Source organism: Enterobacter cloacae complex sp. S1 (genome assembly GCF_014930525.1).
Lineage (GTDB): Bacteria > Pseudomonadota > Gammaproteobacteria > Enterobacterales > Enterobacteriaceae > Enterobacter > Enterobacter hormaechei_C.
The window spans coordinates 59253-74530 of the sequence record NZ_JADBRE010000023.1 but is presented as its reverse complement, the minus strand read 5'-3'; the positions used below and the strand labels follow the sequence as shown (position 1 = coordinate 74530).

At 55.8% G+C, this 15278-nt stretch carries 11 protein-coding genes; 2 read left to right on the top strand and 9 right to left on the bottom strand.

Features of this window, described 5'->3' with window-relative positions:
* Positions 1 to 3 precede the first annotated feature (3 nt).
* From ygjJ to ebgR, 5 genes are all read right to left on the bottom strand, one after another.
* Positions 4 to 1062: a protein YgjJ gene (gene ygjJ, locus IM290_RS15895; RefSeq protein ID WP_193042342.1), complete on the bottom strand. Its 1059-nt coding sequence runs from the start codon at positions 1060 to 1062 to the stop codon at positions 4 to 6.
* 38 nt (positions 1063 to 1100) lie between these two features.
* On the bottom strand, positions 1101 to 2537 hold the full coding sequence (locus IM290_RS15890; protein ID WP_047062595.1) for an amino acid permease: 1437 nt from the start codon (positions 2535 to 2537) through the stop codon (positions 1101 to 1103).
* 53 nt (positions 2538 to 2590) lie between these two features.
* On the bottom strand, positions 2591 to 3040 hold the full coding sequence (locus IM290_RS15885) for a beta-galactosidase subunit beta (protein ID WP_015572213.1): 450 nt from the start codon (positions 3038 to 3040) through the stop codon (positions 2591 to 2593).
* Positions 3037 to 6120: a beta-galactosidase subunit alpha gene (gene ebgA / locus IM290_RS15880; protein WP_193042341.1), complete on the bottom strand. Its 3084-nt coding sequence runs from the start codon at positions 6118 to 6120 to the stop codon at positions 3037 to 3039. Before ebgA ends, IM290_RS15885 begins: the two co-directional genes overlap by 4 nt.
* A gap of 146 nt (positions 6121 to 6266) precedes the next feature.
* Positions 6267 to 7250, bottom strand: coding sequence for a transcriptional regulator EbgR (gene ebgR, locus IM290_RS15875; RefSeq protein WP_163313320.1), 984 nt, complete (start codon positions 7248 to 7250; stop codon positions 6267 to 6269).
* A gap of 138 nt (positions 7251 to 7388) precedes the next feature.
* Here ebgR and IM290_RS15870 point away from each other — a divergent pair, with 138 nt between their 5' ends.
* Positions 7389 to 7721, top strand: coding sequence for a tRNA-binding protein (locus IM290_RS15870; protein ID WP_032669414.1), 333 nt, complete (start codon positions 7389 to 7391; stop codon positions 7719 to 7721).
* Positions 7722 to 7808: 87 nt separating this feature from the next.
* On the opposite strand, the gene tkt is transcribed toward IM290_RS15870, so the two are convergent.
* Together tkt and tal are read right to left on the bottom strand one after the other, a co-directional pair.
* Entirely contained in the window at positions 7809 to 9797 is a 1989-nt protein-coding gene (gene tkt / locus IM290_RS15865; RefSeq protein ID WP_023295116.1) for a transketolase, read from the bottom strand.
* A 19-nt stretch (positions 9798 to 9816) separates the two neighbouring features.
* Positions 9817 to 10767, bottom strand: a complete 951-nt coding sequence (gene tal / locus IM290_RS15860; RefSeq protein ID WP_015572217.1) for a transaldolase — start codon at positions 10765 to 10767, stop codon at positions 9817 to 9819.
* A gap of 286 nt (positions 10768 to 11053) precedes the next feature.
* On the opposite strand from tal, the gene maeB reads away from it, so the two are divergent.
* Positions 11054 to 13333, top strand: coding sequence for an NADP-dependent oxaloacetate-decarboxylating malate dehydrogenase (maeB, locus tag IM290_RS15855; protein ID WP_023295115.1), 2280 nt, complete (start codon positions 11054 to 11056; stop codon positions 13331 to 13333).
* 84 nt (positions 13334 to 13417) lie between these two features.
* Here maeB and hemF read toward each other — a convergent pair whose 3' ends face one another.
* A complete protein-coding gene (hemF, locus tag IM290_RS15850) occupies positions 13418 to 14317 on the bottom strand; it encodes an oxygen-dependent coproporphyrinogen oxidase (RefSeq protein ID WP_039270221.1) in 900 nt (299 codons plus the stop codon).
* Positions 14317 to 15192: an N-acetylmuramoyl-L-alanine amidase AmiA gene (amiA, locus tag IM290_RS15845; RefSeq protein ID WP_015572219.1), complete on the bottom strand. Its 876-nt coding sequence runs from the start codon at positions 15190 to 15192 to the stop codon at positions 14317 to 14319. The genes hemF and amiA overlap by 1 nt, the downstream gene beginning before the upstream one ends.
* Positions 15193 to 15278 lie beyond the last annotated feature (86 nt).

The window sequence follows — 15278 nt, the reverse complement described above, 5'->3', positions numbered from 1 at the left end:
TTTTTACCAGTAGAAGTATTGCATCAGGAAGACCTGATCGCTCGGGTCGCCGGAGGCATTTTTCATATAGAAGCGGCTGTCGGCAGCGGTGGCAAAACGCCCGCCGCCGTACTCGTACCAGATCCCGAACTGCATAAACGAGGTAGTTTCTTCAGCCGCATCGTCCGGACGATGTTTCGCGTAGCTGTAAGCAGTGGAGAGATAAACGCCTTTCAGGGCTTCCACCATGGCGCTGACCATAAATCCGCTCTCCGTGCCGGAGACGTTCTGTCCATCTGCCCGTCCGGTATGATGCCACGCGCGTGCCGCCAGGTTGGGTGTCAAAACGCCTGTTAAAAAGAGCTGGCCTGTGCCGTCGGTAATTTCAAGACCGTTCATCCAGGTGACATCTTTCAGGATGTCGTACTGAATATAGCCATTCGCCATTGCCGGATAGGTATATTTGTCGTCATAACGATCGTATTTGCCGAAGTGCAGCCAGGCCTTGCTTTCGTCATGGTGACCCGCTGGCGTGGCGGTGACGCTATAGCGCAGGTTGCCGGAGAGGTTTTGCACCTTTAGTGCGTACAAGATGTCGCGGGTGTTGGGGATCACATAGCCTAGATCCGGCGTAAAATCGCCCCACCATTGCAGGTCATCGAGAGACGAGTCCTGGCGCAGGCTGAGCATGATCTCGGTGTCGTTATCAGTTTTGTAACCGCCGTAGAAGCGGTTAATCCCACCTTCAAACCCGCCCCAGCTGTGATCGGGCACCCAGGCGTTGCCCTGATGATCCGCCTGTACGGTCCAGCCTTCGCCGTAAATCAGGCCGAACCAGTTCCCCTGTTTCATCTCCAGACCGCCCTCAATATAAGTGCCGTCGCTGTATTTATGTTTATCCTGACCTTCTAAATCCATATACCCACCGACGCCCATCTCGCCATAAAAACGAAATGACGGGGAGGTTATTGCCGGTGTTTTGGTATCGTCATGTTCAGCGGGCCGGGCATCTTCTGCGGCAATAGCAGGGCAGCAGAAAGAGAGGGCAGCGAGTGCCCACAATGTTTTTTGTTTACTTTTCATAAACTCATCCCAATGAGATAAAATCCATGCCTTTTATTTCAGTTAATATTCGAGGCAGGTGATGCTTCAATTTTTTGTTGTTCTTTTGATAATCCATTTACGTATTTGCTGTATTTCCACCAGGCAAATCCGAGGAATAAAACAATGCCACCGACGTTATAGAAAATAATTGTCAGAATATTGGCACCGGTAGGGAAAGTGGATGCCACAAAACCAATGGCGAAAATAACAATCAGCATCGACACTATGGTTATACCCGTGGTTCGTGAACCCATCCTGAAATCGCGCGGCAGGTGATCGAGCTTACGACGCAGGTTGAGGTAGGCCAGCATAATAAACAGCGGCGGTAACATGGAGGCCGCAGCGGTCATATTGATGACGGTGTTCATCAGCTCCTGCGCGGTACTGGAGCCCATGGACGGGATAATCATCAGTGGGATCACAATCAAATACTGGATCCAGGCCGCGCGCGCCGGTACGCCGTTTTCGTTCAGCGCCACGGTTTTCGGACCAAAAATGCCGGTCGGGATCTCCGAGAAAAAGATTTTGACCGGCGTCGCCGTCCACATCAGCAGGGAGCCGAACATGGCGGTAAAGGAAACCAGACCGACGAAACGGTTCATCAACACTTCCGGCAGGCCAAACCACACCGCCAGACCGTGGAACACCTGCACCGAACCCCCGGTAAACTTCAACGCTTTGCTGCTGATAAAGACGTTGATCAGTACCGAGGAGATGGAGTACAGCACGCCGATAAAGATCCCCGCCAGGATGATCACTTTAACGAAAGATTTCGAACCGCCTTTCACATCGTTTACGTACACCGCGACGGATTCCGCGCCCCCGGCAGCCATAAATATCCAGGTGGTAATGCCGAGGAATGCCCAGTTAAAATGCGGGATCATCGCGTCGACGGTAATCGGATCAGCGGGCTGCACCCCACCCATTAGCGCCGCGCCCGCCAGCAGAATGTAAGAGAGCGTCAGCAGCAGCATCAGCGTGGAGGTTACAGACGTAATTGGCCCCAGCATCTTCGCCCCGTTGGTGGAGACCCACGTTGAGAAGGCGAACAGCACCATACTTAGCACCGTTGTGGCAAATGGTGTGAGAATGTACTCATAGCCAAGAAAGGCATAAGAGGCATAGGCAATGACGCGCGGTAATAACGAGGTGAAGAAGAATAAATTCACGAACCAGTATGTATAAGCGGTAATAAATGCCCAGCGCCCGCCGAGTGAACTTTTTACCCAGGCATAAACTCCAGCTTCTGAGTTTTTATTCAACGAGACAAACTCAGCGATAATTAAGCAGAACGGGATAAAATAGAACAGGGTTGCTAAAAAGAACATCGGCGCGGAGGCAAGTCCGAGTTCGATATTATTATTGATCACGTTGTTAAAACTAAACACGGCGGCAAAGGTCAGCGACAGCAGGCCGAATTTGCCGATGGTATTGCGTTTGGTGGTTTCAGACATAACGTTTCTCCGGGTAAGAGGCTAGCGGTGCTTCATTGGCACCGCTCGTTTTTTTATTTGTTATGGAAATAACCGTCTTCGATGGTCACATTGAGAATGACTTTTTTGACCGGCTCCTCGCTGATAAAGCGATACGCCTCATGGTTCTCACAAATTACGATCTGCCCCTCGCGCACCTGTTCGGTGGTACCCACGCCTTTCAGGTATTCTCGATCGGTCTCATCGCGGTAGCACTCCACTGTCTGAAGCGCATCTTTGGCGGCATATTCAATTTTCTGCGCGCCCTGAAGGTAGTAATGCACCTCGAAATAGCGGCGATGCCCGACAAACAGCGCGTCGGTGCTGGCATCATTGGTCACACGGTAGGCCAGCGAATCGCCAATCGAATGGGCTACGCCGGGCGAGATATTATCGATATTGTTAATGGCTTCTGAGCAGCGCTGCCATTTGCGACCCGTGCGGTAATGCTGTTGAAACTGTTCCAGGCTCTCAAGAACGATCATTTGTCTGCCTCGCTGTGCAAATCCATGGAGAAGAAACCGGTGCCGAATTGCTGGCGTGCCAGCGCCATCGAGGCGATGCGGCCGCCATTGAGCGGGAGCAATGTGAAGCCGTAGCGGAACGGACTGAACCAGACGCGCCAGCTCTCCAGTACCTCACTTCCCCAGGAATTGGAGCCTAAGCCCAGCACCTGGTGGTCAAGATTAAGCGTGATGTCATCGCAGCGGCGCAGTTCGTTGCAGTGCTGTGCGGCGTGAATATTCTCAGCCGTGTAGTGCCAGGCGCTGAAGTGGAGAGGCTGTTGCGGTACGACCAGCACGCCGCTGCCATGACGATCCGCGAGGGAGGCCCAGCGCACCTGCTGACGGTTGCCGTTGTTTTGCGGGAACGGATAATTTTCAAACATCTTATCAACCGTGGTGTGCCACAGGTCGATGGTGCTGGCCTGCTGGCTGTCCGGATAGTTTTCACCCGGCCCTCGCCCGTAGTAGCTCACCTGATCGAAACCGCCGTTGATGCCAAGCGTAAAGCCGATGCACGGAATAATGTGTGGGTACTCGCCGTAGCGCTCACCGCATAGCTCAACGTTGATCTGCCCGTCGGCGGCGATGCGCCAGCGATAGGTACAGCGCATGCCAAAATCAAACACTGGCGGGGCAATCAGGGTACGGGTGGTGACGATGACCGCATCGTTATGCTGCTCAACCTCGAAACCGCGCAGATGCTCCTGCATGATCTGGAAATGATACGGCTGCCACAGCCCTTCATACTCCTGCTTATGGTTATCAATCATGGGCTTGAAGAAGTTAATCTTCGGCTCACGGGTAAGGTATTCCTCACCGTTCACCTGCCAGGCGCTGAGTTTTCCCGATACTTTAGAGAAGCTCGCGCGGAAGTTATGCCCGGTCACGGTGCAGCTCAGGCGATCTTCCTCCAGACGCAGCGGAGTGGCACTGGTGTTGATAAACGGTGTCGGGCGTGCCGTGCGGCCTTTTAACGGGAACTGATACACCGCGATCTCGTGCCCGACCTCGCTGTAGCGCGTGGGACTGTTTTTGATAATACGTACAGTCAGGAATGCTTCGCGCTCGTCCAGTTCCGGCACGTGCAGGCTGACGCTGCGGGAGCTGTTGGGGGCCAACCCGGTGATGTTCAGTGGCTCGCTGTGCAGCGTTTCACCTTCCGCACGCACCTCCGTGAGCAGGGTGTAATCATCCAGGCTGGTGAACCATAAGCGGTTATCAACGTGCAGCTCACCGTTTTGCCAGCGCAGTTTGACCGGGGCGATCACCTGCTTGTACTCACGCAAACCTGGCCCGGGCGTTTGATCGGAGTAGATCAGCCCGTCGAGGCAGAAGTTGTAATTATTGGGGTAATCACCGAAGTCGCCGCCATAGGCGTACCAGATGTTGCCGCTGGCGTCTGTTTTCTGAATACCGTGGTCGCACCACTCCCAGACATAATGCCCCTGAATGCAGTCGTGGCGATCGAACACGTTCTGATACTCGGTCAACCCGCCGGGACCGTTGCCCATCGCATGGGCGTATTCGCAGATAATGCGCGGTTTGGCGTGCGGGTATTCGCCAAACAGATTCATCAGCGGTACGCGGGTATACATGGTGGAGATAATGTCCACCACCTCGGCGTTGCGATCTTCTTCGTAGTGAAGCAGGCGAGTATCATCCAGCGCTTTTGCCGCACGGGCCATCGCGCGGATGTTACAGCCGTAGCCGGACTCGTTTCCGAGCGACCAGATGATGATCGACGGATGATTTTTCTGCGCGTGAATATGGCGTTCGATGCGCTCAACGTAGACCGGCTCCCACACCGGATCGTCCGTAATGCGGCTCAGGTCGCCGACGTTGGCGAAGCCGTGAGACTCCACATCCGTTTCAGCCATTACAAACAGGCCGTACAGGTCGCAAAGCTCGTAAAAGCGCGGGTCGTTCGGGTAGTGGGCGGTACGTACCGAGTTGATATTGTGCTGCTTCATCAGGATCAGGTCGCGCTCCACGCGATCCATCCCCACCGCGCGGCCCCTCAGATGATCGTTGTCATGACGATTGACGCCGTGCAGCTTCAGATAACGGTTGTTAACGTAGAACAGGCCGTCTTTCACCTTGATATCCCGAAACCCGATGCGCTGCGGGATGATTTCCAGCGTCTGGCCATGGTTATCTTTTAAAGTCATGACCAGATGATAAAGATCCGGCGATTCAGCGGACCACTGGCGGGGTTGCCTCACCTCAATGCTGAAGGCGGTTTCCGCACGCTCGCTGACGGTCAGGTTGTCGGTTGTTCCCTGGTGCAGCACTGTCTCGCCGTCGTACAGGGTATAATCCAGTTGAACACAGCCAGGGCGTGCTGCAAGGTTTTCCAGCTCAAGCTGACAGAAGAGGGTGGCATCCCGGTATGCCTCGTCGAAGGTGGTTTTAACCGTGAAATCGCGGACATGCGTGAGTGATTTTCCCAGCAGGTAGACGTCGCGGAATATCCCCGCCGTCCACCACATGTCCTGATCCTCAATGTAGGTGGAATCTGCCCACTGCATAACCCGCACGCACAACAGGTTTTGACCGCTGTGTACCGCATCGCTGATATCAAACTCGGCAGACAGTCGGCTGCCTTTGCTAAAGCCTATATAGCGGCCATTCACGTAGACTTCGAAATAGGTTTCGACGCCGTCAAACTTGATAAGGGTCTGTTTCTCTTGCCAGCTTTCAGAAAGCGTAAACCAGCGCTGGTATGCCCCGGTCGGGTTGTCTGACGGCACCCATGGTACGTCCACCGGGAAAGGAAAGCCTTCGTCGGTGTACTGCAACTGACCGTGACCTTCCATCTGCCACATGCCCGGCACGGTAATATCGCCCCAGTCGGCCATGTATTCTGAGGTAAAGTTTTCCGGGACAAGCAGCGGGTTCGTGAAGAAGCGAAAGTTCCACTTTCCGCTTAGCGACAGAAAGTGGCTGCTGGCTTCACGCGCAAACGTGCGCGCCCGGGAAACGGTGTCATAAGAGAAGAAGTACGCACGTGGCGGGAGCCGGTTTTCATGCGTGAGTTGAATATTTTCCCAGCGATTCATGTGATCTCCCTGTAGGGGTAAAACATCATTGCTGGAGATTTTAGTAAATATTTTACTAAATAAAATCAGTAAAACCGATTTGCTTTAACTCGATCACGAAATTAAAAAAGCCGGGCGTGCCCGGCGGGAGAGTTAACAGGTGGAAATCAGCGGGTGGTGCCGCGCAGCTTCAGTACGCTCGGGACAAAGACCTGAAGCGGTAGCGCGCGGCCATCGCGGGCCTTTTCCAGCAGCAGATTAACGCCCTGGCTGCCCATCATTTCAGAGTGAATGCGCACGGTGGAAAGAGGCGGGAAGGTAAAGCGGGCGGTTGGGATGTCGTTCACGCTGATCAGTGAAATATCTTCCGGGATCGCCAGCCCTTTTTCGTGAATGGCGCGTAACACCCCGATGGCGATGGAATCGGAGGCCACGAACAAGGCGGAAGGCCAGCACTGTTGTGCCAGCATGATTTTTGCCAGTTCATAACCGGACGAGCTGGAAAAACCGCCGCGCCAGATGTCCTGTTCCGATACCACCCCTTTCAGGAGCCCGTACTCCACGAAGGCGGCTTCCCGAATATCAGCCTTGCCTGGCTCATCTTCGCCGCCGATAAAGCCAATCCGCTTAACTCCCTGAGCAATAAAGAAATCCACTATCTGCTTGCTGATGCGCGAAAGGTCAATATCGACAGAATCGTACTCGCTGCTTGGCTCGTGAAAGTCGATAAAACAGACGTTGTCGGTCAACGACATTGCCGCACGTCGAAGCGCAGGGGAGGGTTTGCCTACAATCAACACCCCGGTGAGCTTTTTCAGCTCCGGCAGGGTGGCATTAGCGTAGCAGTTACTCAGTTCGACCCCCAGTTTTTCGCACTGCGTCTCAATGCCGTGGCGAATGGCAAGATAGTAAGGGTCGTTGATCTCCAGTTCCTGCTGGTAGCTGTAGAGCGCCAGAATATGTTGCTGACCGGCAGCGACAGACTGCATTTTACGGGAGGTCGTGCTTTTGTATTCCAGCTTCTCGGCAATCTCCAGAATGCGGTGTTTCGTCTCTTCTTTCACATTCAGCGTCGGGTCATCGTTTAAAACCCGGGATACCGTTGCCAGCGAGACGCCAGCTTCCGTCGCGATGTCTTTCAGCGTTGCCATGTTTGTCCTTATTCCCCACGAGATAGCTTATTGTAAAGGATGCGTTCGGACATGCATTAATTTTTAGTAAATAACATCCCTGTTGCCCTCGCCAGTTATCGTGCTAGTATTTAGTAAAATTTTACCAAGGAGGCAAAAGTGGAAACGGTAGCGTACGATGATTTTGCAAAGCTCGAGATCCGCGTGGGAAAGATTGTTGACGTTAAACGTCACGCCAATGCGGACAAGCTCTATATTGCGCAGATAGAGGTGGGAGGCAGAATGCTGCAAACCGTCACCAGCCTGGTGCCGTATTACCGGGAAGAGGAGCTGATGGGCAAAACGGTGGTGGTGTTGTGTAACCTGGCAAAGGCTAAAATGCGCGGTGAAACATCTGAATGCATGTTGCTCTGCGCGGAAACCGATGACGCCCGAGAAAGTGTGTTATTAACGCCGGAGCGGGTGATGGCGGCAGGGGTAAGAGTGGTGTGAAAAAGCCGGGTGGCGGCTACGCCTTACCCGGCCTACAAAGCCTCGAACCGCAGGCCGGGTAAACGACAGCGTCACCCGGCAAAAGCACTACAGCACGCTTAGCGCCTTCTCCACCACGTTCTCAACGGTAAAGCCGAAATATGGGAACAGCTTGTCGGCCGGGGCGGATTCACCGTAACCATGCATCCCGACAATTGCCCCTTTCAGGCCCACGTATTTGTACCAGTAGTCGGCAATGCCAGCTTCAACCGCCACGCGCGCCGCGACGTTTGAAGGCAGCACCGATTCGCGGTACGCCTCATCCTGAGCATCAAAGATATCCGTTGAAGGGAGTGAAACCACGCGCACCGCGTGACCCTCGGCGGTCAGTTTCTCCGCCGCTTTTACCGTGATTTCCACCTCGGAACCGGTGGCGATCAGGATCACGTCTGGCTTGCCGCCGCTGTCTTTCAGGATGTACCCGCCGCGGGCGATATTTTTCACCTGCTCCGGCGTGCGCTCGATCTGCGCCAGGTTCTGGCGCGACAGGATCAGCGCCGTGGGTCCGTTATGACGCTCTACGGCCAGCTTCCAGCCCACTGCCGCTTCCACCTGATCGCAAGGACGCCAGGTGCTGAAGTTTGGCGTTAAGCGCAGGCTCGCCAGCTGCTCTACCGCCTGGTGCGTCGGCCCATCTTCACCCAGCCCGATAGAGTCGTGGGTGTACACCATGATTTGCCGCGCCTTCATCAGGGCCGCCATACGCGCCGCGTTACGGGCATATTCGACAAACATCAGGAAGGTGGCGGTGTACGGCACGAAGCCGCCATGGTGGGCGATGCCGTTGGCAATGGCGGTCATCCCAAACTCGCGCACGCCGTAGTGGATGTAGTTCCCGGCAATGTCCTCCTTCAGGGATTTAGAGCCGGACCAGATGGTAAGGTTACTTGGCGCCAGATCCGCCGAGCCGCCCAGCAGTTCGGGCAGGATTGGGCCAATCGCGTTCAGGGTGTTTTGTGATGCCTTACGGGTGGCAATTTTCGCCGGGTTGGATTGCAGGTTCTCAATCAGCGCATGAGTTTTCTCTTCCCAGTCTTCCGGCAGGCCGCCGCTCATGCGGCGGGTAAACTCAGCCGCCAGCTCCGGATACGCTTTTTTGTAGGCGGCAAACTTCTCGTTCCAGGCCTGCTGCGCTTTTTCACCTGTTTCGCGAGCATCCCAGGCCTTGTAGATCTCTTTTGGGATCTCAAAGGCCGGGTGTTTCCAGCCCAGTTTCTGGCGGGTCAGCGCCACTTCCTCTTCACCCAGCGCCGCGCCGTGCGCCTCCTCTTTGCCCGCTTTGTTCGGCGAGCCAAAGCCGATGGTGGTGCGGCAGATGATCAGAGACGGTTTGTCCTTCACGCTCTGCGCTTCCTGAATCGCTTTTTTCACCGCCTCTGGATCGTGACCGTCGATCTCGTGCACCACGTGCCAGTGATAGGCTTCAAAGCGTTTCGCCGTATCGTCGGTAAACCAGCCCTCGGTTTCCCCGTCAATGGAGATACCGTTGTGATCGTAGAAGCCAATCAGCTTGCCCAGCCCCAGGGTGCCCGCCAGAGAACAGACCTCGTGAGAGATCCCCTCCATCAGACAGCCGTCGCCCATAAAGACATAGGTATAGTGATCGACAATCTCGTGGTCGGGCTGGTTGAACTGCGCGGCCAGCGTACGTTCGGCAATCGCCAGGCCAACGGCATTCGCCAGCCCCTGGCCCAGCGGGCCGGTAGTGGTTTCAACGCCCGGCGTATAGCCGATCTCCGGGTGGCCCGGCGTTTTGGAGTGCAGCTGGCGGAAGTTTTTTAATTCCTCAAGCGGCAGATCGTAGCCGGAAAGGTGCAGCAGGCTGTAGAGCAGCATCGAGGCGTGCCCGTTGGAAAGAATAAAACGGTCGCGGTCGTACCAGGTCGGATCGGTAGGGTTGTGCTTCAGGAAGTCGTTCCACAGCACTTCGGCGATATCAGCCATACCCATGGGGGCGCCAGGGTGGCCGGAATTGGCTTTTTGTACGGCATCCATGCTGAGGGCGCGAATGGCGTTGGCGAGCTCTTTACGAGACATAGTTCACTCCGTGGCAAGGTTAAAGTTTGGCGGCGAGAAGATCTTCGAGTTTGCGCTGGTCGACGGCGAACTGACGGATGCCGTCCGCCAGTTTTTCCACGGCCATTGGATCCTGATTGTGCTCCCAGCGGAATTCCGCTTCGGTCATGGGTTTTGGTTTTGGCAGAACGGTGGAGGTTGGCACCAGCTTGCGGATCACCGTCTCTTCACTCTCCTGAAGCTTTTTCAGCAGATCAGGGGAGATGGTCAGCCGGTCGCAGCCCGCGAGCGCGAGGATCTGCTCGGTGCGGCGGAAGCTGGCCCCCATCACGATGGTCTCGTAGCGGTGCTGCTTGTAATAATCGTAGATATTACGCACCGATTTCACGCCGGGATCTTCGTCCACCACATACGGATCCATCGGCTGTTTTGCCTGATACCAGTCGTAGATACGCCCGACAAACGGTGAAATCAGGAACACGCCCGCTTCGGCGCAGGCACGCGCCTGGGCGAAGGAGAACAGCAGCGTCAGGTTACAGTTGATCCCCTCTTTCTCCAGCACTTCCGCCGCGCGGATGCCTTCCCAGGTGGAGGCAAGCTTGATCAGGATGCGTGATTTATCGATCCCCTGCTCCTGGTAGAGTTCCACCAGGCGGCGAGCCTTGCTAATGCTCTTTTCCTGGTCGAATGAGAGGCGGGCATCCACTTCGGTGGAGACGCGTCCCGGTATGCTTTTAAGAATTTCCGCACCGATATTGACCGCCAGCTTGTCACTGGCTTCGGCGACCTGCTGCTCCTGCGTTTTACCGCGCTGTTTGCCGTAGGCAAGGGCGTCATCAATCAGATGACTAAAGTGCGCAAGACCGGCCGCCTTGAGCAGCAGCGAGGGGTTGGTGGTCGCGTCTTCCGGCTGGTAGTGACGAATCGATTCGATGTCGCCGCTGTCTGCAACCACGGTGGTAAATTGTTTGATGCCGTCTAGCTGGTTCATAATTACTCCTTGGAAATAAAAGAGTTAGTCGAGTGCGTCAGGTCACACTTCTGAGAAAATCATGATGGACTTAACAAAAAAGCATAGCAGACGGGGGAGGCATTGCTGTCTGAGACGGGTAACATGGCTGTTATAAATTGATAACAATTTTTATTCTGCAATGGTGAGAGTTTGGCAGCCTTCAAAGTTTAGGAGCCTGCCTGCGGCGATACTATGCGGCACACCAGGGTGTGCATAGGAACGTCAACATCACCCTTTTTGACCGAAACGTGAAAGGAATAACAAGATGGATGATCAGTTAAAACAAAGCGCTCTCGATTTTCACGAGTTTCCTGTTCCGGGTAAAATCCAGGTATCCCCGACCAAACCGCTGGCGACCCAGCGCGATCTGGCGCTGGCCTACTCGCCAGGCGTAGCTGCCCCGTGCCTTGAAATCGAAAAAGATCCGCTGGCAGCGTACAAATACACCGCCCGTGGCAACCTGGTGGCCGTTATCTCTAACGGTACGGCGGTACTGGGGTTAGGGAACATTGGCGCGCTGGCCGGTAAGCCGGTGATGGAAGGGAAGGGCGTTCTGTTTAAGAAATTTGCCGGTATCGACGTCTTCGATATCGAAGTGGACGAACTGGACCCGGATAAATTCATCAACGTGGTGGCGGCGCTGGAGCCGACCTTCGGCGGCATCAACCTGGAAGACATCAAAGCGCCGGAATGTTTCTATATCGAGCAGAAGCTGCGCGAGCGTATGAACATTCCCGTGTTCCATGACGACCAGCACGGCACGGCGATTATCAGTACCGCCGCCATTCTGAACGGTCTGCGTGTGGTGGAGAAAAACCTCTCCGACGTGCGCATGGTGGTCTCCGGCGCTGGCGCCGCGGCCATCGCCTGTATGAACCTGCTGGTGGCGCTGGGCATGCAGAAACACAACATCGTGGTCTGCGACTCCAAAGGCGTGATTTACAAAGACCGCGAGCCAAACATGGCGGAAACCAAGGCGGCCTATGCGGTGGAAGACGACGGCAAGCGCACGCTAGAAGACGTCATTGAAGGTGCCGACATTTTCCTCGGCTGTTCAGGCCCGAAAGTACTGACCCAGGAGATGGTGCAGAAGATGGCGCGCGCGCCAATGATCCTGGCCCTGGCGAACCCGGAGCCGGAAATTCTGCCGCCGCTGGCGAAGGCAGTGCGTGAAGACGCGATCATCTGTACCGGACGTTCGGACTACCCGAACCAGGTGAACAACGTGCTCTGCTTCCCGTTCATCTTCCGCGGTGCGCTGGACGTCGGCGCTACGGCAATCAACGAAGAGATGAAGCTCGCCGCCGTTCATGCTATCGCAGAGCTGGCGCACGCCGAGCAGAGCGAAGTGGTGGCCTCCGCCTACGGCGATCAGGATCTGAGCTTCGGCCCGGACTACATTATCCCTAAACCATTTGACCCGCGTCTGATCGTGAAGATCGCGCCAGCGGTGGCCAAAGCGGCGATGGACTCTGGCGTGGCGACGCGGCCAATTGAAGATTTCGATGCCTACGTCGATAAACTCACCGAGTTCGTCTACAAAACCAACCTGTTTATGAAGCCGATCTTCTCCCAGGCGCGCGCTGACGCGAAGCGCGTGGTGCTGGCGGAAGGGGAAGAGGCGCGCGTGCTGCACGCCACGCAGGAGCTGATCACCTTAGGGCTGGCGAAACCGATCCTGATTGGTCGTCCGAGCGTGATCGAGATGCGTATCCAGAAGCTGGGCCTGCAAATTAAGCCGGGCGTCGACTTTGAGATCGTCAATAACGAATCCGATCCGCGCTTCAAAGAGTACTGGAACGAATACTATTCGATCATGAAGCGTCGCGGGATCACCCAGGAGCAGGCGCAGCGGGCGGTGATCAGCAACACCACGGTGATCGGCGCGATCATGGTTCACCGCGGTGAGGCGGATGCGCTGATCTGCGGCACCATCGGCGAGTACCATGAGCATTTCAGCGTGGTGCAGGAGATCTTCGGCTATCGCGAGGGTGTCCATACTGCCGGCGCAATGAACGCGCTGCTGCTGCCAAGCGGTAACACCTTTATCGCCGATACCTACGTCAACGACGATCCTTCCCCGGACGAACTGGCGGAAATCACCGTGATGGCGGCGGAAACCGTGCGCCGCTTTGGTATCGAGCCGAAAGTGGCGCTGCTGTCGCATTCTAACTTCGGGTCATCCAAATCCGCGGCGGCGTGCAAAATGCGCCAGACGCTGGACCTGGTGCGCGAGCGTGCGCCGGAACTGATGATCGACGGCGAGATGCACGGCGACGCCGCGCTGGTGGAGAGCATTCGTAATGAACGTATGCCGGACAGCCCGCTGAAAGGCTCCGCGAACGTGCTGATTATGCCGAACGTAGAAGCGGCGCGTATCAGCTATAACCTGCTGCGCGTGTCGAGTTCTGAAGGGGTGACCGTAGGGCCAGTGCTGATGGGGGTGTCAAAACCGGTACATGTATTAACGCCGATTGCCTCCGTGCGTCGTATCGTCAACATGGTGGCGCTGGCGGTGGTTGAGGCACAGACGCAGCCGCTGTAATTTTTACCCTCACCCTAACCCTCTCCCAAAGGGAGAGGGAATTTATACTCCCCCTCCCTTTGGGAGAGGGCAGGGGTGAGGGGGTTACACCCAGTCCCGAACCCGAATAAAATCACGCAAGGCAGCCTCCGGGCTGCCTTCTTTGGGTTCAAAGCTGTATTCCCAGCGCACCAGCGGCGGCATCGACATCAGAATGGACTCCGTGCGCCCACCGGTTTGCAGGCCAAACAGCGTCCCGCGATCCCATACCAGGTTAAACTCCACGTAACGCCCGCGGCGGTACAGCTGGAACTCACGCTCGCGAACGCCGTAGTCGGTGTTTTTGCGGCGTTCGACAATCGGCAGATAGGCATCGGTAAAGCCTTCACCCACTGCGCGCATAAAGCTGAACGCGGTATCAAAATCCGGCGTGTTGAGATCGTCAAAGAACAGCCCGCCGATGCCGCGTTGCTCGTCGCGATGCTTCAGATAGAAATAATCATCGCACCACTTTTTGTATTTCGGGTAAACGTCTTCGCCAAACGGCAGGCAGAGGTCGCGCGCGGTGGTGTGCCAGTGCACGGCGTCCTCTTCGAAGCCATAGTAAGGCGTTAAGTCGAAACCGCCGCCAAACCACCAGACCGGATCGGCCCCCGGTTTTTCCGCGATGAAAAAGCGCACGTTGGCGTGGCTGGTTGGCACAAACGGGTTATGCGGATGCACCACCAGCGAGACGCCCATCGCCTCGAAGCTGCGGCCCGCCAGTTCAGGCCGATGCGCCGTGGCGGACGCCGGCATTGCATCACCGTGGACGTGGGAGAAGTTGACCCCGGCCTGTTCAAAAATGCCACCGTTACGCAGCACGCGGCTGCGCCCGCCGCCGCCCGCTTCGCGCTGCCAGGTGTCTTCCTGGAATTCACCGCCGTCTGCGGCGGCCAGTTTCTGGCAAATCGCGTCCTGTAGCTGCATCAGGAAAGTTTTAACCAGCTGTGCATTCGGTTTCATCAACGTTTCCTGGAGTGCGCTTTTTGATTATCGAACCAGTTGAAATAACTGATGACCCCGGAGGCGATAGCGTTCGCGATCTTCTGACGAAACGCCGTGGTGCCGAGTAAACGCTCCTCTTCCGGGTTGGTAATGAACGAGGTTTCCACCAGCACGGACGGAATGGACGGGGACTTCAGCACCACAAACGCGGCCTGCTCGGTGCTTTTACTGTGCAGACGGTGCACGGGCTTAATCCGTTTAAGGATATGCGAGCCGAGCGTCAGGCTGTTTTTGATGGTATCGGTCTGCACGAGATCAAACAGAACCTGCTGCAACAGATGGTCTTTGTCGGTGGCTTTTTTCCCGGCCACTTCATCCGCCCGGTTTTCGCGATCGGAGAGGTATTTCGCCATGGCGCTACTGGCGCCACGGTTGGAGAGGGCGAACACCGATGCGCCTGCGGCGGAAGGGTTTGTGAAGCCATCCGCGTGAATGGACATAAACAGGTCGGCGCCGTGCTTATGGGCAATTTCCACGCGATCGTACAGCGGGATAAACGTGTCGCCCGTGCGCGTCAGGCGGGCGTCAATGCCGTTGCTGCGTAAAATTGCGCGCACATTTTTTGCAATTGCCAGCACGACGTGTTTTTCTTTCGACCCGTTTCGGCCAATGGCGCCGGTGTCGATCCCGCCGTGGCCCGGATCGAGCATGACCAGACGCTTTGCGCCGGCTTTTTTGGTTTTCGGCTTGCTGTGTCCGTTACTGGTTTTAAGCGAGCTCTCTTCTTTTGCCTGAGCCTGCTTTGCGATGCCTGTTAACGTTAAGGCCGCCAGCCCCGCTTTGAGAACCTGACGACGCGATGTGAGTGCTTTTAATGGTTTGAATGTGCTCATGCGGCCTGAATTGTAAAAATTGGGGTCCTGGTGTTATATCGTATCGCGTTTTGCGTGACGACATTCCTTATTGAGAATTGTTTTAC

What these genes read in the sequence shown, in the direction of transcription:
- ygjJ (WP_193042342.1), bottom strand. Translation starts at nt 1,062, where the DNA reads ATGAAAAGTAAACAAAAAACATTGTGGGCACTCGCTGCCCTCTCTTTC.
- IM290_RS15890 (WP_047062595.1), bottom strand. Translation starts at nt 2,537, where the DNA reads ATGTCTGAAACCACCAAACGCAATACCATCGGCAAATTCGGCCTGCTG.
- IM290_RS15885 (WP_015572213.1), bottom strand. Translation starts at nt 3,040, where the DNA reads ATGATCGTTCTTGAGAGCCTGGAACAGTTTCAACAGCATTACCGCACG.
- ebgA (WP_193042341.1), bottom strand. Translation starts at nt 6,120, where the DNA reads ATGAATCGCTGGGAAAATATTCAACTCACGCATGAAAACCGGCTCCCG.
- ebgR (WP_163313320.1), bottom strand. Translation starts at nt 7,250, where the DNA reads ATGGCAACGCTGAAAGACATCGCGACGGAAGCTGGCGTCTCGCTGGCA.
- tkt (WP_023295116.1), bottom strand. Translation starts at nt 9,797, where the DNA reads ATGTCTCGTAAAGAGCTCGCCAACGCCATTCGCGCCCTCAGCATGGAT.
- tal (WP_015572217.1), bottom strand. Translation starts at nt 10,767, where the DNA reads ATGAACCAGCTAGACGGCATCAAACAATTTACCACCGTGGTTGCAGAC.
- maeB (WP_023295115.1), top strand. Translation starts at nt 11,054, where the DNA reads ATGGATGATCAGTTAAAACAAAGCGCTCTCGATTTTCACGAGTTTCCT.
- hemF (WP_039270221.1), bottom strand. Translation starts at nt 14,317, where the DNA reads ATGAAACCGAATGCACAGCTGGTTAAAACTTTCCTGATGCAGCTACAG.
- amiA (WP_015572219.1), bottom strand. Translation starts at nt 15,192, where the DNA reads ATGAGCACATTCAAACCATTAAAAGCACTCACATCGCGTCGTCAGGTT.